At 69.9% G+C, this 23,554-nt stretch carries 20 protein-coding genes and 2 tRNA genes; 3 read left to right on the top strand and 19 right to left on the bottom strand.

Annotated features, from left to right (window positions below):
- Positions 1-62 precede the first annotated feature (62 nt).
- From ABD858_RS11000 to leuS, 3 genes are all read right to left on the bottom strand, one after another.
- Positions 63-905 carry a DegV family protein gene (locus ABD858_RS11000; RefSeq protein ID WP_345036138.1) on the bottom strand — a complete coding sequence of 281 codons (843 nt, stop codon included), beginning with the start codon at positions 903-905 and terminating at the stop codon, positions 63-65.
- Between the two features lie 355 nt (positions 906-1,260).
- Positions 1,261-1,989, bottom strand: a complete 729-nt coding sequence (locus ABD858_RS11005; protein ID WP_345036139.1) for a hypothetical protein — start codon at positions 1,987-1,989, stop codon at positions 1,261-1,263.
- 123 nt (positions 1,990-2,112) lie between these two features.
- Positions 2,113-5,013, bottom strand: coding sequence for a leucine--tRNA ligase (gene leuS, locus ABD858_RS11010; RefSeq protein ID WP_345036140.1), 2,901 nt, complete (start codon positions 5,011-5,013; stop codon positions 2,113-2,115).
- A gap of 299 nt (positions 5,014-5,312) precedes the next feature.
- On the opposite strand from leuS, the gene ABD858_RS11015 reads away from it, so the two are divergent.
- Both ABD858_RS11015 and ABD858_RS11020 read left to right on the top strand, forming a co-directional pair.
- Entirely contained in the window at positions 5,313-6,236 is a 924-nt protein-coding gene (locus ABD858_RS11015; protein ID WP_345036141.1) for a ferric reductase-like transmembrane domain-containing protein, read from the top strand.
- Entirely contained in the window at positions 6,233-7,807 is a 1,575-nt protein-coding gene (locus ABD858_RS11020; protein WP_345036142.1) for an NADH-ubiquinone oxidoreductase-F iron-sulfur binding region domain-containing protein, read from the top strand. Before ABD858_RS11015 ends, ABD858_RS11020 begins: the two co-directional genes overlap by 4 nt.
- A gap of 78 nt (positions 7,808-7,885) precedes the next feature.
- On the opposite strand, the gene ltrA is transcribed toward ABD858_RS11020, so the two are convergent.
- The 10 genes from ltrA to ABD858_RS11070 form a co-directional block, all read right to left on the bottom strand.
- Positions 7,886-9,178, bottom strand: a complete 1,293-nt coding sequence (ltrA, locus tag ABD858_RS11025) for a group II intron reverse transcriptase/maturase (RefSeq protein ID WP_345035340.1) — start codon at positions 9,176-9,178, stop codon at positions 7,886-7,888.
- A gap of 600 nt (positions 9,179-9,778) precedes the next feature.
- Positions 9,779-9,851, bottom strand: a tRNA-Ala gene (locus ABD858_RS11030).
- A gap of 126 nt (positions 9,852-9,977) precedes the next feature.
- On the bottom strand, positions 9,978-10,211 hold the full coding sequence (locus ABD858_RS11035) for a hypothetical protein (RefSeq protein ID WP_345036144.1): 234 nt from the start codon (positions 10,209-10,211) through the stop codon (positions 9,978-9,980).
- Between the two features lie 3 nt (positions 10,212-10,214).
- Positions 10,215-10,376 (bottom strand): hypothetical protein, encoded by a 162-nt coding sequence (locus tag ABD858_RS11040; RefSeq protein WP_345036145.1) that lies wholly within the window; start codon positions 10,374-10,376, stop codon positions 10,215-10,217.
- Positions 10,377-10,570: 194 nt separating this feature from the next.
- Positions 10,571-10,643 (bottom strand) — tRNA-Ala (locus ABD858_RS11045).
- Between the two features lie 73 nt (positions 10,644-10,716).
- Positions 10,717-11,370 (bottom strand): histidine phosphatase family protein, encoded by a 654-nt coding sequence (locus ABD858_RS11050; protein ID WP_345044430.1) that lies wholly within the window; start codon positions 11,368-11,370, stop codon positions 10,717-10,719.
- Positions 11,367-11,798: a ribosome silencing factor gene (rsfS, locus tag ABD858_RS11055; RefSeq protein WP_345036146.1), complete on the bottom strand. Its 432-nt coding sequence runs from the start codon at positions 11,796-11,798 to the stop codon at positions 11,367-11,369. The genes ABD858_RS11050 and rsfS overlap by 4 nt, the downstream gene beginning before the upstream one ends.
- A gap of 268 nt (positions 11,799-12,066) precedes the next feature.
- On the bottom strand, positions 12,067-13,728 hold the full coding sequence (locus tag ABD858_RS11060; protein ID WP_345036147.1) for a LytR C-terminal domain-containing protein: 1,662 nt from the start codon (positions 13,726-13,728) through the stop codon (positions 12,067-12,069).
- A 19-nt stretch (positions 13,729-13,747) separates the two neighbouring features.
- Positions 13,748-14,365 (bottom strand): nicotinate-nucleotide adenylyltransferase, encoded by a 618-nt coding sequence (gene nadD / locus ABD858_RS11065; protein WP_345036148.1) that lies wholly within the window; start codon positions 14,363-14,365, stop codon positions 13,748-13,750.
- 38 nt (positions 14,366-14,403) lie between these two features.
- Positions 14,404-14,565 (bottom strand): hypothetical protein, encoded by a 162-nt coding sequence (locus ABD858_RS11070; protein ID WP_345036149.1) that lies wholly within the window; start codon positions 14,563-14,565, stop codon positions 14,404-14,406.
- A gap of 211 nt (positions 14,566-14,776) precedes the next feature.
- Between ABD858_RS11070 and ABD858_RS11075 the strand changes: the two genes are divergently transcribed.
- Complete coding sequence (locus ABD858_RS11075) at positions 14,777-15,844, top strand: M48 family metallopeptidase (protein ID WP_345036151.1); 1,068 nt, start codon at positions 14,777-14,779, stop codon at positions 15,842-15,844.
- Positions 15,845-16,250: 406 nt separating this feature from the next.
- Here ABD858_RS11075 and ABD858_RS11080 read toward each other — a convergent pair whose 3' ends face one another.
- From ABD858_RS11080 to ABD858_RS11105, 6 genes are all read right to left on the bottom strand, one after another.
- Complete coding sequence (locus ABD858_RS11080) at positions 16,251-17,321, bottom strand: SCO2583 family membrane protein (RefSeq protein ID WP_345036152.1); 1,071 nt, start codon at positions 17,319-17,321, stop codon at positions 16,251-16,253.
- Between the two features lie 89 nt (positions 17,322-17,410).
- Positions 17,411-18,073 (bottom strand): SCO2584 family spore wall biosynthesis protein, encoded by a 663-nt coding sequence (locus tag ABD858_RS11085; protein ID WP_345036153.1) that lies wholly within the window; start codon positions 18,071-18,073, stop codon positions 17,411-17,413.
- Between the two features lie 78 nt (positions 18,074-18,151).
- A complete protein-coding gene (locus ABD858_RS11090; RefSeq protein ID WP_345036154.1) occupies positions 18,152-19,435 on the bottom strand; it encodes a glutamate-5-semialdehyde dehydrogenase in 1,284 nt (427 codons plus the stop codon).
- 137 nt (positions 19,436-19,572) lie between these two features.
- Positions 19,573-20,016: a hypothetical protein gene (locus ABD858_RS11095; protein WP_345036156.1), complete on the bottom strand. Its 444-nt coding sequence runs from the start codon at positions 20,014-20,016 to the stop codon at positions 19,573-19,575.
- A 118-nt stretch (positions 20,017-20,134) separates the two neighbouring features.
- Positions 20,135-21,262, bottom strand: coding sequence for a glutamate 5-kinase (gene proB, locus ABD858_RS11100; RefSeq protein ID WP_345036157.1), 1,128 nt, complete (start codon positions 21,260-21,262; stop codon positions 20,135-20,137).
- 102 nt (positions 21,263-21,364) lie between these two features.
- Positions 21,365-23,404, bottom strand: a complete 2,040-nt coding sequence (locus ABD858_RS11105; protein ID WP_425586316.1) for a hypothetical protein — start codon at positions 23,402-23,404, stop codon at positions 21,365-21,367.
- Between the last annotated feature and the right edge of the window lie 150 nt (positions 23,405-23,554).

Below are 23,554 nucleotides of genomic sequence, written 5' to 3' on the forward strand. Positions count from 1 at the left end.
AGCCGCCCTGATTTCGGTGGACAGCCGCCCCATTGTGGAAAAGTCGGCCACCCGTATGAGGGTCAGCGCGGCGAGACGACGACCCCCAGCAGCCCCGGTCCGGTATGCGCGCCGATGACCGCACCGACCTCGCTGACATGGAGCTCGGCCAGGCCCGGGACCCGCTCGCGCAGGCGTTCGGAGAGCCGCTCGGCCCGCTCGGGCGCGGCCAGGTGGTGCACGGCGATGTCGACCGGGCCGGCCCCGGCTCGCTCGACCACGATCTCCTCCAGCCGGGCGATCGCCTTGGACGCCGTGCGCACCTTCTCCAGTGGCTCGATCCGGCCGCCCTGCAGCTGGAGCAGTGGCTTGACCGACAGCGCCGACCCCAGCAGGGCCTGCGCCGCTCCGATCCGGCCGCCCCTGCGCAGATAGTCCAGCGTGTCGACGTAGAAGAAGGCGGACATGCCCTCGGCGCGCTTCTGCGCGGCGACGACCGCCTCGTCCGGCGTGCCTCCCAGGTCCGCCGCCTCCGCGGCGGCGAGCGCGCAGAATCCCAGAGCCATGGCGATCATGCCCGTGTCCACGACACGCACCGGAACGGGCGCGTTCCGCGCTGCGAGCACCGCGGCGTCGTAGGTGCCGGAGAGCTCTGACGAGAGGTGCAGCGAGACGATCCCGGTGGCTCCGGCCTCGGCGACGGCGCGGTAGGTCTCCGCGAACACCTCAGGGCTCGGACGCGAGGTCGTGACGGGCCGCCGTTTCTGGAGCGCCTGCGCGAGCGAGCGGGCCGAGATCTCGGTGCCCTCCTCCAGTGCCCGGTCGCCCAGGACCACGGTCAGCGGCACGGAGGTGATCCCGTGCCGCTCCGTCGTCTGCGGCGGCAGGTAGGCGGTTGAATCGGTGACGATCGCGACACGGGACATGAGCGGGAGGTTACCGTTCCTACAAGATTCGACCAGGGTCGGCCGTATCCCCAAAGCCCAGACGTTTCGGCCTGGCGCCCCGCGAACGGTCTTCGGGGGCGGGAAGCGTGCTGGTCCGCCTCGGCGATCCGCGTCTTCATGGCACATGGCCTGCGCGAAGTCCTCAGCGGGGCGGTGCGCCTCCCCATGCGATCCCCGGCTGCAAGTGCCCCGGCGGGTAGCTCTCTCGGCACGATCCTCTGGTCACGCGCGAGTCACACCTAGCCGATAGCAGACACTCCGCTGGAACCGACGATACCACCGCATCACAGAAAGGGAGCAGATGGTGACTGAACGTGTCACTGCCTGCCGATCGTCAGGTGGTCGTCTCCGGACGGGGGTGGGTCGTCTTCTCCCAGGGGTAGGTCTGCTGCCGCGGGTCCGGCGCTGTGATCGCCTGCGGGCCCCCGGGCTCGGCGGCTGCCGCCGGGTCGGGCCGGGACTGCGAGGCGACCGGGGCTCCGGGGCCGGGTTCCGGCCACGGCTGCTCGTCCAGGGGGGACTTCGACCAGTCGCGCAGGGCGCCCGACTCCACCTCGATCTGCGCGCTCAGCGCCTCCAGGTCGTCGTCGGCGAACTGCTGGGCCCGGTCGCGGGCCGCCCACCGCAGTGAGTCGGCGGCATGCGTGATCCGCTCCGTGCGTTCCCGGAGCTGCGGCAGCCGGTCCTTGAGCGCGGCCCGGTCCGGGTCGCGCTCCAGCCTCCTCAGCTCGTCGTCCAGCTCGTGCCCATGGGCGCTCAGCCGCTGGAAAAGGCCGATCGACTCCTTCAGCGAGGGGTCGTCCACGACACCCGCGTTCAGCGCGTCCTGCGTCGCCCTCATCGACGTACGCAGGGACAGCCGCAGCTGCGCCAGCTCGCCCGCCACTCCGGTCTGGCCGTAGCTCTTCGCCCTCAGGGTGGTGTCCTCGACGGTGCGGCGCGCCTGTGTGATCGTCCGGTCCACGCCCCGTTTCGCCGCGCCGATCGCCTTCACACTGACGTACACGCCCAGGGTCACGAACGCGACAAAGAGCAGCGCCAGGATCAGGATCGCGGCTTCCATGAACGTTCGTCCCCTCGGTCGAAGTGTCTGCTCCCACCGTAAACGCTGATGGGCAGGCCGTGGGTTCCGAGGAACCCCCAACCTGCCCGTAGGGGATAGCCCTTACAACGCCGTCACGCGGACTCAGGCGGTGACGATGTTCACCAGCTTCGGTGCCCGCGCGATCACCTTGCGGATGCCCGCGCCGCCCAGCGCGGCGACGACCGCCGGATCGGCCAGGGCCAGCTTCTCCAGCTCCTCGTCGGAGATCGACGGGGAGACCTCCAGCCTCGCCTTGACCTTGCCCTTGATCTGAACGACGCAGGTCACGGTCTCGTCGACCACGTACGCCGGGTCGGCGACCGGGAAGTCCCGGTGGACCACCGAGTCGGTGTGCCCCAGCTTGCGCCACAGTTCCTCGGCGATGTGCGGGGCCAACGGAGCGATCAGCAGCACCAGCCGCTCGGCCACCGAGCGCGGCACGGCGCCTCCCGCCTTGGTCAGGTGGTTGTTCAGCTCGGTGATCTTGGCGATGGCGGTGTTGAAGCGCATCGCGGCCATGTCCTGGCCGACACCGTCGATCGCCTTGTGCAGGGCACGCAGAGTGGCCTCGTCGGGCTCGGTGTCGGCCACGGTGGTCTCACCGGTGGCCTCGTCGACGACATTGCGCCACAGCCGCTGCAGCAGCCGGTACTGGCCGACGACAGCGCGGGTGTCCCACGGGCGGGAGACGTCCAGCGGGCCCATCGCCATCTCGTACAGGCGCAGCGTGTCGGCGCCGTACTCCTCGCAGATCTCGTCCGGAGTGACCGCGTTCTTCAGGGACTTGCCCATCTTGCCCAGCTCGCGCTTGACCGGCTCGCCCTCGAAGAAGAACTTGCCGTCGCGCTCCTCGACCTCGGTGGCCGGCACCGGGAAGCCGCGGCCGTCCCGGTAGACGTACGCCTGGATCATGCCCTGGTTGAACAGCTTGTGGAACGGCTCGGGGGACGAGATGTGCCCCAGGTCGAACAGCATCTTGGACCAGAAGCGGGCGTACAGCAGGTGCAGGACGGCGTGCTCGGCACCGCCGACGTACAGGTCGACACCACCGTGCGGCTGCCCGTCGCGCGGGCCCATCCAGTACCGCTCGATCTCCGGGTCGACCAGTTGCTGTTCATTGTGCGGGTCCAGGTAGCGCAGCTCGTACCAGCACGAACCGGCCCAGTTCGGCATGGTGTTGGTCTCACGCCGGTACTTCTTCGGGCCGTCACCCAGGTCGAGGGTGACGTTCACCCACTCCTCGTTGCGGGACAGCGGGGTCTCCGGCTCGGAGTCGGCGTCGTCCGGGTCGAAGGTGCGCGGGGTGTAGTCGTCGACCTCCGGCAGCTCCAGCGGCAGCATCGACTCGGGCAGGGAGTGGGCGGCACCGTCCTCGTCGTAGACGATCGGGAACGGCTCGCCCCAGTAGCGCTGACGGCTGAACAGCCAGTCGCGCAGCCGGAAGTTGACGGTGCCTTCGCCGATGCCCCGGTCGGCCAGCCACTCGGTGATCTTCGCCTTGGCCTCGACGACACCCAGGCCGTCCAGCGAGACGCTGCCGTCCGCCGAGTTGATGATCTTCGCGTCGTACGAGACAAAGGCGTCGTCCCAGGCCGACGGGTCGGTGCCACGGCCGTCGGTGGGCTCGACGACACAGCGCATCGGCAGCTCGAAGGCGCGCGCGAACTCGAAGTCACGGCTGTCGTGCGCCGGTACGGCCATGATCGCGCCGGTTCCATAGCCCATCAGCACGTAGTCGGCGATGAAGACGGGCACCTTCTCGCCGCTGACCGGGTTCAGGGCGTACTCACCGGTGAAGACACCGGTCTTCTCCTTGGCCTCGGCCTGCCGCTCGACGTCAGACTTGGAGGCGGCCTGCTTGCGGTACGCCGCGACGGCCTCGGCCGGGGTGGCGTGGCCGCCGGTCCACGCGTCGTGTGTGCCCTCGGGCCAGGCCTCCGGGACGAACTTCTCCACCAGCGGGTGCTCCGGCGCCAGCACCATGTAGGTGGCGCCGAACAGGGTGTCGGGGCGGGTGGTGAAGACGGTGATCTTCTCGTCGCCCAGCGGGAAGTCGACGCGGGCGCCCTCGCTGCGGCCGATCCAGTTGCGCTGCTGCAGCTTGATGGCCTCGGGCCAGTCCAGCTCCTCCAGGTCGTCCAGCAGTCGGTCGGCGTAGGCGGTGATACGCATGTTCCACTGGCGCAGCTTGGCCTTGAAGACGGGGAAGTTGCCGCGCTCGGAGCGGCCGTCGGCAGTGACCTCCTCGTTGGCCAGGACCGTACCCAGGCCCGGGCACCAGTTGACCGGCGATTCGGAGGCATAGGCCAGGCGGTACTCGCCCAGGACGGCGTCACGCTCGGCGGCGCTCAGCTCGCCCCAGGGGCGCCCTCCTCCAGAGCCTTCGGCCTGGGAGGTGCCCCCAGGGGTCGCGCGCTCCCCGCTCTCGAACTGCGCCACCAGGTCGGCGATCGGGCGCGCCTTCTTCGCCGTCTCGTCGTACCAGGAGTTGAAGATCTGGACGAAGATCCACTGGGTCCACTTGTAGTAGTCCGGGTCGATCGTCGCGAAGGAGCGGCGCTTGTCGTGGCCCAGGCCCAGCCGGCGCAGCTGCGCCTTCATGTTCTGGATGTTCGCCTCGGTGGACACCCGCGGGTGGGTGCCGGTCTGCACGGCGTACTGCTCGGCGGGCAGGCCGAAGGCGTCGAAGCCCAGGGTGTGCAGGACGTTGTGCCCGGTCATCCGCTGGTGGCGGGCGTACACATCGGTGGCGATGTAGCCCAGCGGGTGGCCGACGTGCAGCCCCGCACCCGAGGGGTACGGGAACATGTCCATGATGAACTTCTTGGGCCTGGCGACCACGGCCGGATCGCCGGCCAGGTCACCACCGGGGTTGGGTGCCGCATAGGTGCCCTCGGCGTCCCAGAAGTCCTGCCAGCGTGCCTCGATGTCCGCGGCCGTCGCAGCCGTGTAACGATGCGGCGCGGCCACCTCGGCCGCGGAACCGGAATTCGTCTCGCTCATGATCCTCTGAAGCTCCATCGGTCGTCTCTGCTGCGCGTATACGGAAACGAAAAAGCCCCTCGCACAGGAGGGGACGCCGCGCCGATTCCGACCGGATCTTTCATCCGTCGGGACTGATCAGCGCGGCTCGCTAAGCAGAAGGCGTACGGCACGCATGGCGCCAGGGTACCGCAGGGCCCGCTGGGGCCGCGCAGAGGCTTCGAACGGCGATATACGGCAAAACACCGAACCAGCCGGTACGGGGCGACCTAGCATGCCGCAACGGGACCGCATCACCGAACCCATTCGGAGTCGCCCCCATGGCCCCCCATCGCAAGATCCGTTCATCCCCCGCACCGGCCCGGCCGCTTCCGCGACCGGTCAGAGGGGGACTGTCCCTCGCCGTCCTGGTGCTGTTACCCCTGATCGCCGTCAAGGGCGGCGACACATTACGCACCGGGCTCGATTTCACCGCCGGGGTCCTTTCCCTGGTCTCCCTCACCGCCTCCGTCGCCTGGGGACTGCTCGCCACCGACCGGCTGCTGCTCACCCCGCGCCACCGGCTGCTCGCCCAGGGCGTCCACCGCGTGACCGCGGTCGCCTCGCTCGGTTTCCTGCTGCTGCACATCACCGTCAAGGTCTCATTGGGCCATGTGGCACTGCTCGGCGCGCTGTTCCCCTTCGGTCTCGGCGTACGCGGCACGGCCGGGCTCATCGGCTTCGGCTCGCTCGGCGGCCTCCTCATGATGACCGCGGCCGCCACGGGGGCACTGCGCGGCGCCTTCGCCTCCCCCGGCAGCGGCATCGCGGGCCGCTGGCGGTCACTGCACATGCTGGCCTATCCGGCGTGGTGCGCGGCCCTGGTGCACGGCCTGTACGCGGGACGGCCGCCGAAGACCTGGGTGATCGTCATGTACTGCCTGTCGCTGGTCGCGGTCGGCGCGGCGCTGTCGCCGAGGTTGCTGCCGTACCCGCTGAAGCGCCGGATCGCCGCCCGGATCACGACGCTCGCCGCTTCTGCGGGAGGCCGGAAGGACAGCGCCGTCGTCTCCGCCGCCGGCGAGCCCCCGCTCACGCGGCGCGTGCCGATGACCGAGGAGCTGCCGGTGCTGTCCGAGGCACGGGTACGCCCCGGGTGCCGGCCCACCCCATCGCCCCCGCCGCCCGGGCAGGCCACCCCCGCCGCGTACGGCAGCCCACCGGCCGGGGACCCCTGGCACTCACCCGGAGGAGAACGCCTGTGAACGCACCCCTCCCCGACGTCCCCGAGGTCCGCGTCGTCGGCCTGCCCCGGCTGACCTCGGGTTTCGACCTGGCCGAGCGCCTGGACCGGGCCCTGCACCTGAAGGTGCACGGACCCCTCGGAACCCTGACGGCCGAGCGGCTCGCCCGGCTCGCCGAGGACATATCCCTGAGAGGGCGCGGCGGCGCGGGCTTCCCGTTCGGCAGAAAGCTGCGTGCGGTCGCCGAGACGGCCGCCCGGCGCGGGGTACGTCCCGTTGTCGTGATCAACGGCAGCGAGGGCGAGCCGGCCTGCCGCAAGGACACCGTGCTGCTGAACCGCGCCCCGCACCTCGTTCTGGACGGCGCACTGCTGTCGGCGGAGGCAGTGGGCGCGCGCACCCTGATCGTGGCCGTCACACGCGACTCCACCGAGGCCTCGGTGCGGGCCGCCCTCGCGGAGCGCGGCCTGCCGCGCAGGCCGTCCAGGCGCGCGGCGCTGCACGCGCGCGTCGTGCGTACGCCGGAGCGCATGGTCTCCGGCGAGGCCTCCGCCGTCGTCCGCGCCGCGGACGGCGGCCCCGCCCTGCCGCCCGGCCGCCGTGAGCGCGCGTCGGACTCCGGCGTCGGCGGTGCTCCGACGCTGCTCTCGAACGCGGAGACGTACGCACAGCTCGCCGTCGCCGCCCGTATCGGCGCGCGCGGCTACTGCCACACAGGCCTGGACACCGAGCCCGGCACGGTCCTGCTCACGCTCTCCGGTGCGGTACCCCGCCCGATGGTGGTGGAAGTGCCGACGGGTGTGCCGCTGCGGTACGTCATCCAGGCGGCCGGTGCTCCGCCGCTTCCCCAGGGCGTACTGACCGGCGGCTATCACGGCAGCTGGATCGACACGGCGGGCACCGCCGACGCGGTCGTCTCCCGCGCGTCGCTGGCGGCGCTGGGCGGCACGCTGGGCGCGGGCGCGATCCTGCCGATCGGCCCCGGCACCTGCCCGCTCGGCGAGGCACTGCGGGTCGCCGAGTGGCTGGCCTCGGAGTCCACGGGCCAGTGCGGACCGTGCCGGCTGGGACTGCCCGCGGCAGCGAGCGGACTGTCGGACGTACTGAACGGGGGCGGGCCCGCGGCCCTGGAGGCGCTGCGCGAGGTGACGCGGACCGTCAAGGGACGGGGAGCCTGCAAGCACCCGGACGGTTCCGCGCGCTTCCTCGCCTCCACCCTTTCGACGTTCACGGACGATCTGGCCGCGCATGTGCTGGGCGGCGGCTGCGGGCGGAGGACGGCGGGGGTGCTGCCGATCCCGGCACCGGGTGACGAGCAGCGGGGCGTACCCAGCGGACGGCGGCTGGCCGTGGACTGGACACTCTGCCAGGGCCATGGTCTGTGTGCGGACATCGCTCCCGAGCTGATCGGCATGGGGTCCGACGGCTATCCGGCCCCGGCGGAGGTGATGGTTCCGGTGCATCTCCAGGGGCGTGCGGAGCTGGCCGTGCGCCGCTGCCCCGCCCTGGCGCTCCGTATGGAGCAGACGCCTCCGGAACATCCCGCACTGCCGTCCGTCGGCCGGAAGGCCCTGGACAGGGGCCGGGGTTGAGAGATCGAGTAGGAGGGACGGGTCGCCCGTCCCTCCTCTCACACCACCGGACATGCGGGCCACGCATCCGGCGGTTCATCAAGCTGATCTCAACCGTTGCCAGGTCGGCTTGAGCATGCGCAGGCCGAGGTCGTCCCAGTGAGAGTTGGGCATCGCCCGCTGAAGGACAGCCGATCCCGCGATCCGCCAGTAACCCTTGCCGCTGCCCGCCCATTCGCGGGCCTTCCACTCGGCGATGCCGAGCTCGCGGAGGTTCCTGAACCGGGCCTTGGGGAGCTTCCATTCCTTCCAGCGGATCTGCCGCATCCTGCGGCGGAACCACTCGTCCAGCTCCCTGAACACCTTCGGGGTGTCCGCTAGCTGGAAGTAGCCCATCCATCCGGTGGTGAAGCGGTTGATCTTCGCGATGCGTTCATCCATCGCGATGCTCCACCGGCGCGAGGTCAACTCCCGCAGCCGGTCCTTCAGGCGCTTGACCGCCTTCGGATCGACCCGGATCCTGACCCCGGCCCGGGTGAAGTAGAAGCCGAACCCCAGCAGCACCGCCGAGCGGGCGTGGCCCACCTTCGACTTCTCCCGGTTGACCATCAGTTTCAGCCGCTGCTCGACCACGGCCGTGACCGAGGCGAGCACCCTTCTGGCGGCTCGTTCGCTCCGCACGAAGACGCGCACGTCGTCGGCGTAGCGCACGAACCGGTGACCGCGCCTGAACAGTTCCCGGTCCAGGTCGTCGAGCATGATGTTCGACAGCACCGGCGACAGCGGGGACCCCTGCGGGGTCCCCTCTTCGCTCGGCATCTTGATGCCGTCCACCATGATCCCGGCTTCCAAATACCTGCGGACCAGTCTCAAGACCCTGCGGTCAGCGACCTTGCGCGCGACCCGCGCCATCAGGACGTCATGCTGGACCCGGTCGAAGAACCGGTCCAGATCAAGGTCCACGACCCACCGGTAGCCGTCCTCGATCGCCCGCCGCGCGACCCGGACCGCCTGATGGGCGGACCGGCCGGGACGGAATCCGAAGGACGACCCCGAGAACTGCGGGTCGAAGATGGGCACGAGTACTTGCGCGATGGCCTGCTGGATCAAGCGGTCCAGCACCCGCGGCACCCCCAGCATCCGCTCGCCGCCACCAGGCTTCGGGATGATCACCTGACGGACCGGCGCCGGCCGGTAGATGCCCGCGTCGAGTTCGGCCCTCACTTCAGGCCAGTGCACTGCGATCCACGGCCGCAACTCAGCCGTAGTCATGCCATCCACTCCGGGTGCACCCCGGTTCACTTCGACGCGGTTGAGCGCCGCGAGCAGGTTCTCCCTGGAGAGCATCCGCTCCCACAGCGAGGACTCCCGCTCCCGGTGAACGTCCTCCATGGAGTGCGCCGACCGGCCACTACGCTCCGCCGGGACACTTCCGGAATGCACCGGTCCCTCCCCGGTCGGCACCGCCGAAGCGGACTTGCCGCGGTCCATGTGACCAGCACGAGCAACCACCACATCACCCGTTCCACTCGATGTTCGGCCCTTCCCAGCCCACCGCCAAGCGGCGGCCATCCCGGCTGGTACTACGGCCTCTGCTGACTTCTGCCCGGTCAGAGTCGGCCTCCCGGCCCACTCCGTCGGCGCGGCGACACCTCAGCACAACCGACACCCGAACAGATCTCCCCAGGTAAGAACGATCACTGTCCCTGGATCTCCGCCGCGTTTACGCACTGGCCCTCTTGGCAGTGACGGGCTTCGCCTTGCCATGCAGGCTCACCCGACCAGCACGCCTCATACACGGTTCGTGTTCCTCGGTACCCAGGTCTCGCCTCGGGCTTCCTCCAGACCCCACCTCACGATGACGCCCTTGCCTCCGGCTCGGGGTTAGCACCACCTCTTCCCCCAGGGGACTTTCACCCCCAAGCAATCGCCCATGCTGGGCGCACATGACGAAGGCGGGCCATCCGATCCGGATGGCCCGCCTTCTTCCTGTGGAGCTAAGGAGAATTGAACTCCTGACCTCTTGCATGCCATGCAAGCGCTCTACCAACTGAGCTATAGCCCCTTGTTCTGTTTTCCCGCCCGGTTCCCCCGGCGACATCGAGAACACTACCCGGACGCCCACCCGACCACCAAATCGATTGCCCGCCGGGGAAGATATGTCCGGTATCGGCAGGTTTCTCGATGATGGTCAGGCCGCGACGAACGAGTAGAAGCGCTTGAGTGTGCAGTGCTCGTCCAGCAGCCGGCCGTAGATCGGCTCCCCCTCCAGCTCCCGGTAGGTCTCGATGGGGTCGCCTTTTATGATCAGCGCCCGCGCGCACTCCTCACACCAGTACTGGTAGTCGGGGTTGACCGGGTCCATGTCGCGAACAATGGGCGTACCGCTGTCGCACCAGTCGCACCTCCGCCTGTGTGCACCCATGGCTCAGCTCCAGGCGTGGCCGCAGGCCGTGCACACGCAGGACACCCCGCCGTTGTCGCCGAGCACTTGGGCGACCTTGTCGGAACCGCAGGACGGGCAAGTGAGGCGGGCTTGATCCTCCGCCGCGCCGGGCAGGCCAGGGACCTCTTCGCGGCTCGCAGGCATCCCGCACTCCCTCCCGATCGGTCCGTCCCCCTCAGGCCGTCCGATTCTGCCATGCCCCCGCAAGGGGGCCAGTGCCATGAAACGACCCCGGTCGGCCGCGCCGGGCTGAGTGACCGTCACCGGTGGCCTCCGACCGCGCCGCGGGTTCCGCAAAGCAGAAATCCCGCCCCCTGGCGGGGGCGGGATCCGGGCTGTGGAGCTAAGGAGAATTGAACTCCTGACCTCTTGCATGCCATGCAAGCGCTCTACCAACTGAGCTATAGCCCCGCTGCTCTCTGCGCTGTGAGCGCCTCGAACGAGTAGAACTCTAACCCAGTGACCAGCAGAAAGTGAAATCCGCTCAGTCGTCGTCGCCGAGCACCGGCTCCGGGAGCGTGCCGGCGTTGTGCTCCAGCAGCCGCCAGCCGCGCGCGCCCTCGCCGAGCACGGACCAGCAGCAGTTGGACAGGCCGCCCAGGCCCTCCCAGTGGTGCGGTTCCAGGCCCAGCAGCCGACCGATCGTGGTGCGGATCGTGCCGCCGTGGCTGACGACGACGAGCGCGCCGTCGTCGGCCAGCTTGTCGGCGTGGTGCAGCACGACGGGGGCCGCGCGGTCGGCAACCTCGGTCTCCAGTTCACCGCCACCGCGGCGCACCGGCTCGCCGCGCTTCCACGCGGAGTACTCCTCGCCGTACCGCTCGGTGATCTCGTCGTGGGTCAGCCCCTGCCAGGCTCCCGCGTAGGTCTCGCGCAGCGCCGAGTCATGGGCCACGTCGAGGCCGGTGACGGACGACAGCTCGCGTGCCGTCGCCGACGCGCGCTTGAGGTCCGAGGAAACGATCGCGTGCGGCTTCAGCGCGGCCAGCAGCCTCGCCGAGCGCCGGGCCTGGGCGAGGCCGGCCGCGGTCAGCTCGATGTCGGTGGATCCCTGGAAGCGGCGCTCCAGATTCCACGAGGTCTGGCCGTGCCTCCACAGGACTATGCGGCGCCCCCGGCCGCTCCTGCCGCCGTTCAGTTCAGCTCACCGTCCGCGGCCTCGGCGAGCCGGGCGTGCTCCTCCGCCTTGCCGCGGGTCTTCTGCGCGTCCTCGGGGAGCGGCAGCTCGGGGCAGTCCTTCCACAGCCGCTCCAGGGCGTAGAAGACGCGCTCCTCGCTGTGCTGGACGTGCACCACGATGTCGATGTAGTCGAGCAGCACCCAGCGGGCCTCGCGGTCGCCCTCGCGGCGCACCGGCTTGGCACCGAGGTCCTTCAGCAGCCGCTCCTCGATCTCGTCGACGATCGACTTGACCTGGCGGTCGCTGGGTGCGGAGGCGAGCAGAAAGGCATCGGTGATCGACAGCACGTCGCTGACGTCGTAGGCGATGATGTCGTGCGCGAGCTTGTCCGCTGCCGCCTGTGCGGCGGTGGTGATGAGCTCGATGGAACGGTCCGTGGCGGTCACTGATGAAGGCTTTCGTCGGCGGTCAGGATCCCTTCAAGGGTCTCACGGACCGCCGACGCCCCCAGGTCCTGTCCAGCCGATCACGCCGGACTCGCGACGCTCCCCCAGCTACCTCCCACAGCTACCTCCCACAGCTACCGCTGGGGGTGCCCCCAGGGTGCCCCGAGAGGTACCCCCACCGCATGCGTGGACATCAGCCGCTCCGCGGCGGGCGCGCCCTGATCCGGCCCGATCGACCGGACAGGACCAAGGCCTTGGTGTGACCGCCCTACTTCACCTCGTAGTCCTGGCCGAGGACGACCGAGATGTCGGCGTTCGCCGCGGGCTTGCCCTGCCGCACCGCGCTCTCCGGCAGACCGAGGGTCTTGGCGACCTCGACGGCCTTCGCCTTCTGCGCGGCGTCACCGTAGATCACCTCCGAGGACTGCTCGGTGTCCGCCTTGCCCGAGTCGACGAAGCTGTAACCGCCGCCCACCAGCGTGATGCGCGCGCTCTCCGCCGCGTCCTGGTTCCCGCTGGCGTTCTTGACGCCTACGCGTACGGCGGCACCCTGCTCGGGTGCGTGGACCGTTCCGCCCAGTATGTCCTTGACCACACTCTCGGTGGCCTTGTCGCCGAGCGTGCCGTCGTCCTGCACCGGGAGCAGCGTCGTCTTGTGGTCGCCCACCTTGGCGTGCTCGGCGAGCTTGGCGAGGGAGGCCCCCAGGTCGGACTCGGGCAGTGAGGGGTCGAGAATCTGGGCGAGCGTCTGGATCGTGATCGTCGCGGCCTTCGGATCACTCGAGATCTTGCGCAGTACGCCGTACATGACCTGGCCGAACCGCTGCAGCTGACGGTCCTCGGCCTCCGCGGGGGCGCGGTAGGTGGCGTATGCCACGGCCGCCCGGCCGCCGAGCGTCTGCTTCTCGCCCTTCTTGACCAGCGGAGGGTCACCCTTCTTCGCTCCGGGCACATCCGTGTCGGTGTCGATGTCGATGTTGCCGACCAACTCGACGAGGTTCTCCAGGTACGGGGTGTCCAGCCGCCAGGTTCCGGTGATCTTCGCGCCGAGCAGGGTGTCCAGCGCCTCACGCGTGCCGGCCGAGCCGTCGTCGTCGACGGACTTGCCGAGCGTGGTGACGGTGCCGTCGTCGTTGGAAACGGAAAGGGAGTTGGGCAGCAGGACGGTGGTGCCCTGCTTGGTGGTCACGTTGTCGACGAGCAGCGCCGTGGAGGTGCCGCCCTTCTTGGTGTCGTGCAGATGCACCACGATCACGTCCCGCTTCTGCGGTCCGGCCCCGGTGGTCTGCTGCCGATCGGTGTCCGACGTGCCGGGCAGGCTCCCGGTGAACCACAGATAGCCCACTCCGCCCACCACGACCAGGGCCAGCGCCACGGCCAGCGCGATGATCCGGTTGCGGCCACGGCGTCTGGCCTCCTCGCGCCGCTCGGTGCGGCTCTCGGTGAACTTCAGCCAGTCGATGACGTCTTCGGAGTCCTCGTCCGGGTCCTCGACGAAGGAGAACTGCTCGGTACGGAGGTCGGGCTCGGCGCTCCGCTGCGTCGGTACGGCGCGCTCGTGAGGCTGGGGCTGAGGCTCGGCCGTCGGCGGGGCGGGCTGCTGCGGGACGAACGGCTGCGGGCCCCGGGCGGGGGCCTCGGCCTGCTGGGGGATCCACTGCTGGGTCGTGTCCACGGCGGCGGGCTGCTGGGCGGCGTCGTACCCGTAGCCGTAGCCGTAGCCGTACTGCGGGGGCTGCTGCGGCTGCTGGGGGTGCGGAGACTGCGCGTACGGGTCGTGGACGGGCTGCTGTGGGCCGTACGGGTCGTAGCCGTACTGCTGTGGCGCCTGCTGTGGCTGCTGGTACACCGGCTGCCCGTACTCGTCGTAGCCGATGACCTGCGGCTGCGGCTGGTAATACGGGTCGTACGGGTGCTGCTGGTCGTTCACCGGGGCCCCTCTCCGTGGCTCACTCGCCGCGGTACAGCTGGCGCTTGTCGATGTAGCGGACCACACCGTCCGGCACCAGGTACCAGACCGGCTCGCCCTGCGCGACCCTTGCCCGGCAGTCCGTCGAGGAGATGGCCAGCGCAGGCACCTCCACCAGGGAGACACCGCCTGCCGGCAGCCCGTCGTCCGTCAGTATGTGCCCTGGCCTGGTGACGCCGATGAAATGGGCGAGCGAGAACAGCTCCGTCGCGTCGCGCCAGGTCAGGATCTGGGAGAGCGCGTCGGCACCGGTGATGAAGAAGAGGTCCGCGTCGCTGTTGAGCGCCCGCAGATCCCTCAGTGTGTCGATGGTGTACGTCGGCCCGCCGCGGTCGATGTCGATACGGCTCACCGAGAACTGCGGGTTGGACGCCGTCGCGATGACCGTCATCAGATAGCGGTCCTCGGCCGGGGACACATGCCGGTGGGTCTTCTGCCAGGGCTGCCCGGTCGGTACGAAGATCACCTCGTCGAGGTGGAACTGCGCGGCCACCTCACTGGCGGCCACGAGGTGTCCGTGATGGATCGGGTCGAACGTCCCGCCCATGACGCCGATGCGGCGCTTTACCGGACCGGTAGGCATGTCCTGCTCTCCCATGCGTGCAGAGCCTACTGGCCCGGCGAAACTGCCCTGTCTCAGCGGTCGCGGTTGAACCGGGTGGTGACCCACAGCATGAGCAGCAGCACGACGAGCGCCCCACCACCGGTGAGGTACGGGCTGAGGCTTTCGTGGTTACCACCGTGCTCGCCGCCTTCGGCGAGAGTGACAAGGGACTGTGCAGCGCTGTGGAGGATCATCTTCTGCAGGACCTATCGGGAGTCGGAGCGGAGACTTCGTCACATCGTATGCGGGCGCCCCGGGCACGCTCACGCCGACTCAGGCGTTGTGGATGTTGCAACGGGCCGAGACCGAGATATCCACAGGCCTCCGGCTGCAAGGCGGCTCCACCACCTAGTCTTGGATCTGCCAGGGGGACGAGCGGGACTCGTACGGAACAGGGGGACACCCATGACCGGCAGCACCAGCGACAACGGCGAGAGCGTGCCGAGCAGGCAGCGCAAGCGATTCCCCGGGATCTCGTCCCGGGCGTACGAACATCCGGCGGACCGGTCCGCGCTGGTGGCGCTGCGCAGGCTCAGCGGATTCGACACCGTCTTCAAGGCCCTCAGCGGACTGCTGCCCGAGCGCAGTCTGCGGCTGCTCTTCCTCTCCGACTCGGTGCGGGTGAGCGATGCGCAGTTCGCCCATCTCAACGCCATGCTGCGGGACGCGTGCTACATCCTGGACCTGGAGAAGGTCCCGCCGATGTACGTCACACAGGACCCCAAGCCGAACGCCATGTGCATCGGCCTCGACGAGCCGATCATCGTGGTCACCACGGGCCTGGTGGAGCTGCTCGACGAGGAGGAGATGCGGGCGGTCGTCGGCCACGAGGTGGGTCACGCCCTCTCTGGCCACTCCGTCTACCGCACGGTCCTGCTCTTCCTCACCAATCTCGCTCTCAAGGTCGCCTGGATACCACTGGGCAATGTCGCGATCATGGCGATCGTCACTGCGCTGCGTGAGTGGTTCCGCAAGTCGGAGCTCTCCGCCGACCGGGCGGGACTGCTGGTCGGCCAGGACCTCCAGGCTTCCATGCGCGGCCTGATGAAGATCGCCGGTGGCAACCATCTGCACGAGATGAACGTGGACGCGTTCCTGGAGCAGGCGGAGGAGTACGAGGCGGCCGGCGACCTGCGCGACTCCGTGCTCAAGATCCTCAATGTGCTGCCCCGCTCCCACCCGTTCACCACTGTGCGGGCCGCCGAGCTGAAGAAGTGGGCGCAGAGCCGCGACCACCAGCGGATCATGGACGGCCACTACCCGCGCCGAGAGGACGACAAGGAGGCCTCGGTCACGGACTCCTTCCGGGAGTCGGCCAGTCATTACGCCGACTCGGTGCGCAGCAGCAAGGATCCGCTGCTGAAGCTGGTGAGCGACATAGCCGGCGGGGCCGGTGACCTCGGCGGCAAGCTGCGCGACCGGTTCACCGGGGGCTCGTCCGGCTCCGGCAAGGGCTCCGAGGACAAGGACTAGTTCCCCTCCCGGCAACGTTTGCCCCGTCGCGACGCTCCCCCAGCTACCTCCCCCAGCTACCTCTGGGGGCACCCCCAGGGTGCCCCCAGGCACGCACGCTTGCTGCGTTCGCCGGAAACCCGAGTAGCGCTGCTACGAGGGTCTTCGGCCGCCTTGGGATCGCACGCACCGGACGCCGCTCCCTGGCGGGCAAACGTTGCCGGTCGCGGCATTAGCTAGTGCTGTGGCCGGAAAGGTTTGCCGGGAAGCTCGCGGCGCCCGGTGCGGTGCATCGCAAGGCGGAGCATCGCAGCTCGTACTAGGCCGTACTCGCGCGATGCGACAACGCAGCGAGGTGCCGTGCCGGGCGGCGCGAGCCGGTGAACCTTTCCGGTCACAGCACTGGCCACGGGGTGTCCGGCGGCCGTCACCGGGAGGGCTGGGCGCTCGGGTCGAGGGTGCCGCAGAGCGCCGCCGTGGGGCTTCCCACGGCGTACGGGTCGGTGCCCGCCGGGCCCTTTCCGGACGCCTTCTCGCCCGCCAACAGCGGCTGGAACCCGACCGACGTGTCGGAGGAACAGGCGAGCGGTCCTGCCTGGACGTAGCTGACCAGCAGCTCGGCCCGGTGCGTGCGCAGATCGTCCCGGTCGAACCGGAAGTGCAGCTCACGCCGGACAGTGAAGAGCGAGGCCCCGTCCGCCTTCGCCGCGGGGCCGGCCGGCCGCAGCGTGTACGAGAAGGTGTGGTCGGAGACCACGTCGATGGTGCCGCTGTCGATCTCGCTGAACCGGAACGTGCCGCTCACCCGCACATCCGGGTCGGCGAGCACCGCCGCCGGGGCCAGGCGCACCAGCCAGCCGCTGATGGAGTGGCGTCCGTCGTCGGACGGCGTCCTGACGCTCCGGTCGAACTGCGCCTGCTGGTCCGGGTCGATCAGCACCCGTACGGAATGCACCGAAGTGCCGGCCAGCACGTCGGGGGCGAGGGAGGACTTCACCAGATAGTCCTTGGCGATGTCCAGGGCGGTCCCCACCTGGCTGTCCGAGAAGTGGACCGTCCGCCCGGTGGGGGGCATCGTGATGCCCGCGGCACCGGTCCGGAAGTGTGCGGCCGGGCTGTGTGCGAAGAGCTCCGACGGCTTGTCGCCGGGCACGCGATCCCGCGGCGCGAGGGGTACCACCGTGGTCCGCAGCGGCTCGGTACGCAAGGCGGACGCTGACTGGTACGGGTGGCGTACACCCATGTAGATGGCGGTTCCGAAGGCCAGCACGAGCAGCAGGACCAGGATCAGGGCCTGCTTGGAGGAACGTCTGACCGACCATGCGGGACGGCTGCGCACGGCACGCGCGTGCTCACGCATCCGCTCCTGCGCGGAGAACTCCTGAAAGGGCGCAGCACGAACGAAGGACTCGTCGAAGACCACAGACCTGTACTCGTCTTCACCACCGCCGGGGAGGCCCTCGGGTGTCCCCTCGGGTGGCTCTCCACGCCCTGCCATACCTTCAGGGTAGGTCGGCGGAAGGAAAGGTAAACGTGCTGGTACACGACAAGTTCTGACGAGTTCGCACGGACCCGTTCACAGCCGGTTCACGGGGTGCGGGGAACCGCGGAAACCGGCGGTGCGGAGTACTCGGCGGACGCCGAGGGGGCGGCCGGGACGCCCGTCGCGGAGCCCTCGCCGCTCCGCGGCGGCACGGCCGTCCCGCTGTCCGGACCGGTGTCGAAGCCCGAGGAGGCCGGCGGCGGCACCTGGTCCTGGCGATTGCCGGAGGCACCCCGGTAGACCGCGGTGAACGCGAGCGCGACCATGCCGACGCCCATCAGCAGGGCCAGCAGCCAGGCCACCGGCCGGTGCCAGCGGGCCTGGCCGCGGTAGGGGCGGAGCACACCACCGTGCCGTCCGTACGGGTCCGCGCCCGCTGCGCCGAGCCCTGCGGGGTCGTACGCGTCGTCGCGGCGAATACGGCCCGGGCCGTATTCGCCGCCGTCGGGGCCGTATGCCTCGTACCCGTCCTCGTAGGGCTCGTCCTCGCCCGCTCCGGCGCCTGCGCGGGCCTTGGCCGCCTCGGCCTCGGCACGCGCCTGGGCAGCTGCCAGCAGCCGCTCCACCGCCGTCGGTTCGTGTATCCCCGCGGCCCGTACGAAGTCCTCGTCGAACACCACGGAGGCGAAGTCCTCTTCCGCGCCTCCGCGGTCGTCGTCGGGCTCCCAGCCGTCCGGGAACGGCCTGCCCCCCACGTCGTCCGGCACGGGTTCAGCGTAGCCCCGGGCGGTGGTTTTGGGCAGACAGTGGAAAAAGAGGACGAGGAGTGTGCGCGAGCACACCGCTCACCGAGTGTGACCGTCTCCCGTCACGATGTACTTCGTCGAGGTCAGCTCGGGCAGACCCATCGGTCCGCGCGCATGCAGCTTCTGCGTGGAGATTCCGATCTCGGCGCCGAAACCGAACTGGCCACCGTCCGTGAAACGGGTGGACGCGTTCACCGCGACGGTCGTGGAATCCACCAGCTGGGTGAAGCGGCGGGCCGCGGCCTGCGAGGTGGTGACGATCGCCTCGGTGTGGCCGGAGGACCACAGCCGGATGTGTTCCACGGCTTTGTCGAGCGACGGAACGACGGCGGCCGCGATGTCGTAGGAGAGGTACTCGGTCTCCCAGTCCTCGGGCGTGGCCGCCACGACCGAGGCCTTGGAACCCTCGGCATGGGCGAGCACCCGTTCGTCGCCGTGCACGGTCACCCCGGCCTCGGCGAGGGCGTCCAGGGCGCGGGGCAGGAAGGCGTCCGCGATGTCCTGGTGGACCAGGAGCGTCTCGGCGGCGTTGCAGACGCTGGGCCGCTGCGCCTTGGAGTTGATCAGGATGTCGACAGCCATGTCGAGGTCGGCCTCGGCGTCCACGTAGACGTGGCAGTTCCCGGTGCCGGTCTCGATCACCGGGACGGTCGACTCCTCGACGACCGCCTTGATCAGCGAGGCGCCGCCGCGCGGGATCAGCACGTCGACCAGACCTCGGGCGCGCATCAGTTCGCGCACCGAGTCACGGCTCTCGCCGGGCACGAGCTGGATGGCGTCCGCGGGCAGCCCGGCGCCGCCGACGGCGTCGCGCAGCACCGTCACCAGCGCGGTGTTGGACTCGTACGCGGAGGACGAGCCGCGCAGCAGCACGGCGTTGCCGGACTTCAGGCAGAGCGCGGCGGCGTCCACGGTGACGTTCGGCCGGGCCTCGTAGATGATGCCGACGACACCGAGCGGAACCCGGACCTGGCGCAGGTCGATGCCATTGGGCAGCGTCGAACCGCGCACCACCTCGCCCACCGGGTCGGGCAGCGCGGCCACACTGCGCACATCGGAGGCGATGGCCCGAACCCGCTCCGGGGTGAGGGTGAGCCGGTCGATGATCGCCTCGCTGGTGCCGGCCTCGCGGGCCTTGGCGATGTCCCGGCCGTTCGCCGTGACGATCTCGCTCGCCCGCACCTCCAGCGCGTCCGCGATCGCCAGCAGCGCGTCGTCCTTCGCCAAGCGCGGCAGTGGCGCGATCTGCGCTGCCGCGGCACGCGCCCGGTAGGCGGCCTGGACGACCGGGGACATGTTGTCGTACGGAGAGAGCAGGGTCATGCCCGCAGGGTAAACCTTCCCCTGCGGGCCACCACGAATGTTTCCGCTCCCCGAGACGGACGATGACAAGGGGCCTCGGCCAGTGCGACCGGAAAGGTCTGCCGGCTCGCGACGGGGCAAACGTTGCCGGAGGGGCGCTAGAAGGGGTGCACCCCGACCGGGACCGCGGGCGGCGGTCCGTACCCCTCGGCGAGGCGCTGGTGGTAGGTCTCGCGGTCGATGACCTCCAGGCCGACGATCTCCCACGGCGGCAACTTCGCGGTCGACCGGTGTTCACCCCACAGCCGCAGCGCCACCGCCGCCGCGTCGTGCAGATCCCTGGCCTCCTCCCAGTAGCGGATCTCCGCGTGGTCGTTGGCATAGCGGCTGGTCAGCAGAAAGGGATGGTCATGGGCGAGCTGCTCGAGACTGCGTCTGATCTCCTTCAGCGGGGCCTCGGCACCCGACAGAGTGAGAGTGACATGCCACAGTCTGGGAATGTCCTCCGGAGCCTCCTTCTCGCAGAGGGCCCCCTTCCCGACACTGGTCAGGGTCCGCTCCGAAGTCCCTCGGGACGTCGCCCCGGGGCGCGCTCGTCTCACCGGCGGCCTCCTGTGATGCGTAACGATGCTGTACCCCCGCAACAAAGTTGACCAGCCCGAGGCGGGGCGCGGTGGCGTTTTGGGAAAGGTCTGCGAGCGGAGCCGGTCTTTCAGCCGTTCAGGGGTGCAGGACGACCAGATCGTCCGCGTGTACGACCTCCCGCTCGTACCCCGGTCCCAGTTCCCGGGCCAGCTCGCGGGTGGAGCGGCCGATCAGCTGCGGGATCTCCCTGGCGTCGAAGTTGACCAGGCCGCGCGCGACGGCCCGGCCCCGGGTGTCCCGCAGCTCCACCGGGTCGCCCGCGCTGAACTCCCCCTCGACCCCCGCGATGCCCGCCGGCAGCAGCGAGGTGCGCCGCTGGACGACGGCCCGGACCGCGCCGTCGTCGAGCATGAGGGCGCCCTGCGGTGTGGAGGCGTGCTGCAGCCACAGCAGCCGGTCGGCGGAGCGGCGCCCGGTGGGGTGGAAGTACGTGCCGGTGGTACGGCCCGCAACGGCGTCGGCGGCCTGGCTGGCGGAGGTCAGCACGACCGGAACCCCGGCGGCCGCGGCGATCCGGGCCGCCTCGACCTTGGTGACCATGCCGCCGGTGCCCACACCTGCCTTGCCCGCGCTGCCGATGGACACGCCCTCCAGGTCGGCCGGGCCGCGCACCTCGTCGATGCGGGTGGAGCCGGGCCTACTGGGGTCTCCGTCGTAGAGCCCGTCGACGTCGGAGAGCAGCACCAGTACATCGGCGCGCACCAGGTGGGCGACGAGTGCGGCAAGGCGGTCGTTGTCACCGAAGCGGATCTCGTCCGTGGCAACCGTGTCGTTCTCGTTGACGACGGGGACCGCGCCCATGTCGAGCAGCTGGTCGAGGGTGCGGCAGGCGTTGCGGTAGTGGGCGCGACGGCTGGTGTCGTCCGTGGTGAGCAGCACCTGCCCGACGCGTACGCCGTAGCGGGCGAAGGAGGCGGTGTAGCGGGCGACCAGCAGACCCTGGCCGACACTGGCGGCGGCCTGCTGCCGGGCCAGGTCCTTGGGGCGGCGGCGCAGTCCGAGCGGGGCGAGACCTGCGGCGATGGCGCCGGACGAGACCAGGACGATCTCCTTCTCGCCTCCGCTGCGTGCCTTGGCCAGCGCGTCCACGAGCGCGTCCACCCGGTCCGCGTCCAGGCCGCCCTCCGCGGTGGTGAGGGACGAAGAGCCGACCTTGACCACGATCCTGCGGGCCTCGCTGATGCCCTGCCTTTCCCCTGCCACGTCCGTCCTCACACTTCACTGCTCTGCGGTGCTCTCCAGCGCAATGTACGCGAGACGCCGGTCACGGCGCCTCCGCGTTCCGCACCGTGGCCATCCGCTCACTCAGCCGGCCACGGCCTTCGAGTCCAGGGCGGTCCGCTCGCTCTGCGCCGGATCCGCGAGCCGCTGCTCCAGCCGGGCGTTGCGTCCCTCGGCACGGACCGCGAGCGCCCGCACGGCGGCGTTGAACTGCTGGATGGAGGTCGGCTCGTCGGGGCCCAGCAGATAGCGCTTCAGATCGCGGCGCGCGGCCACCAGGGTGTCCGCGCCGGGGTCGTCGACCGCGGCGAGCAACTCGTCGAGTTCCGCCGCGCTGTTGGACAGGATCACCGCGGCCCGCACGGCCGTGTTCTGCCGCTTGAACTCCTCGGCGCCCAGGCCCGCTGAGTCCGTCACGGCGTAGGGCTTGCCGCTGGCGATGAAGTCCGAGACGACGCTGGAGATGTCGGAGATCATGGCGTCCGACTGGTTGAAGCAGTCGTACAGTCGCGGCTCGGAGCCGGTGACGACCTTGTGCTCCCACCAGCCGAAGGAGCGCCAGTAGGCGGCGTTCCATTCGGCGCGAAGCTGCTTGATCTCCTCCAGACGCACCGGGTCGGCCAGCGACACCCGGGACTGCTCGGCCTCGTCGCCGCCGGACCGGCCGGATTCGGCAAGTGCGGCCAGGCGTGCCTCGATACGGGCCATCTCGGCGCGGGCGGCGGCCTGGCCGGCCTTCGCCGCGGCGGCCTCACCGGCGAAGCGGGGGTCGGCGGCACGCTCGGCGTCGGCCTTCTTCATCCGGGCGGTGATCCGGTCGGAGACGGCCTTCGCCTTGCTGTCGCGGATGCCGGTGAAGGGGTGCGGCTTGTAGATGACGCGGACCGGCTTCTCGGCGGTCAGCAGGCGCTCGATGATGTTCTCGCCGGCCAGCAGCAGCGAGGTGTTGCCCGGGTTGTCGTCCCAGCCCTCCCAGGTGGGGGCGTACAGGACGGTGGGAACGGGGTTCTCCGGGGTGCCGGTCTCGATCGGGGCCAGCTGCGGGCGGCCCACCTCGACGATGTCCTCGTCGCGCACGCCGACGTCAGCGAAGGCGTAGCGGTCCCGGCCGGCCCGGCCGGCGGTCCACACCTCGTCGTACGCCTTGCTGAACGGGTTGACGCTGGCGAGCTTGTCGCTGTCGCCGTGCCCGATGAAGACATGCTTCATGGTCGGTACGCGCAGCATGTGCATGTTCTTGCCGATGTTGGCCGGGTACAGCGCCACCCGGACCGTGGACAGGTCCAGGGCCATCAGATGCTGGCTGCCGGGCACACAGATCACCGGCACCGCGGTGTCGCCGAGCTTCTCCACCAGGTAGGGCTCGCGCATGATGATCACCGGGCGGCCGTCCAGCTCGGCCAGGGTGTCCAGCCACATGTTGGCCTGGTACGCGGACTCCTCGGTTCCGGAGAAGTACAGCGCCACGGTCGGCTGGTACTCGTGCAGCCAGTTCGCGACGGCCTTCAGCACCTTGGGCGCGGGCGGCACCCGGCGGCGCAGGTACGGGACGAGGACGAGCGTGTAGAGCGCGGCCAGGGCGAGGCTGACGACGACCCCGGTGTAACCCGCGAGGTTCCGCCCGGTCTGCGCCGCGACCAGCGCACCGGCCAGCAGCGGCAGGTCCAGATGGAGCATCTTCTCGTCGGCCCTGTGGAGGAGCGCGGCCGGCGGGGCGTCCGGGATGCGCACCGCGTGCAGATCGAGGTTACGGGTGACGACCGGCATGGTGCGGCGCTTGGCGATCAGGCCGGTCAGCGCGCTGTGCGGGGCCTGGAGACCGTAGAAGAGCAGCAGTCCGGCGACCGCCGCGTAGAAGAACCGCTCCTCCGCCAGGCCCATCCGGGCCAGCAGCACGATCAGCAGCAGCTGGCGCATCAGGAACCGGACCGGCAGGCCGGCCCGCACGTTGTTGAGGAGCCCGATGAGTCGGCTGTCCCGGTGGTGCAGGTACCAGTCCGCGACATAGGTCACGGCGGCGGCCGAGGCGAAGAACCAGAAGTCCGGGAGCAGTGCGGCGATCATCACGCACGGATAGCCCAGCCAGAGCAGTGCGGCGGCGGCCAGCTCGGAACGGCTGCCCATGCCTGCCCGGCGAATTATGGTCGAAATCACGAAGAACCTGCTCCAAAGGGTGCCGGTTTTATTGAATTGAGGAGATTCATGAAAGAGGAGTGCACTGGCGCGTCAAACTCACTCGGGCCTCTGGGATTACCTGAAAGCAATCGCAGAGGC

It is taken from the genome of Streptomyces sannanensis, assembly GCF_039536205.1.
In the GTDB taxonomy this organism is placed as follows: Bacteria; Actinomycetota; Actinomycetes; order Streptomycetales; family Streptomycetaceae; genus Streptomyces; species Streptomyces sannanensis.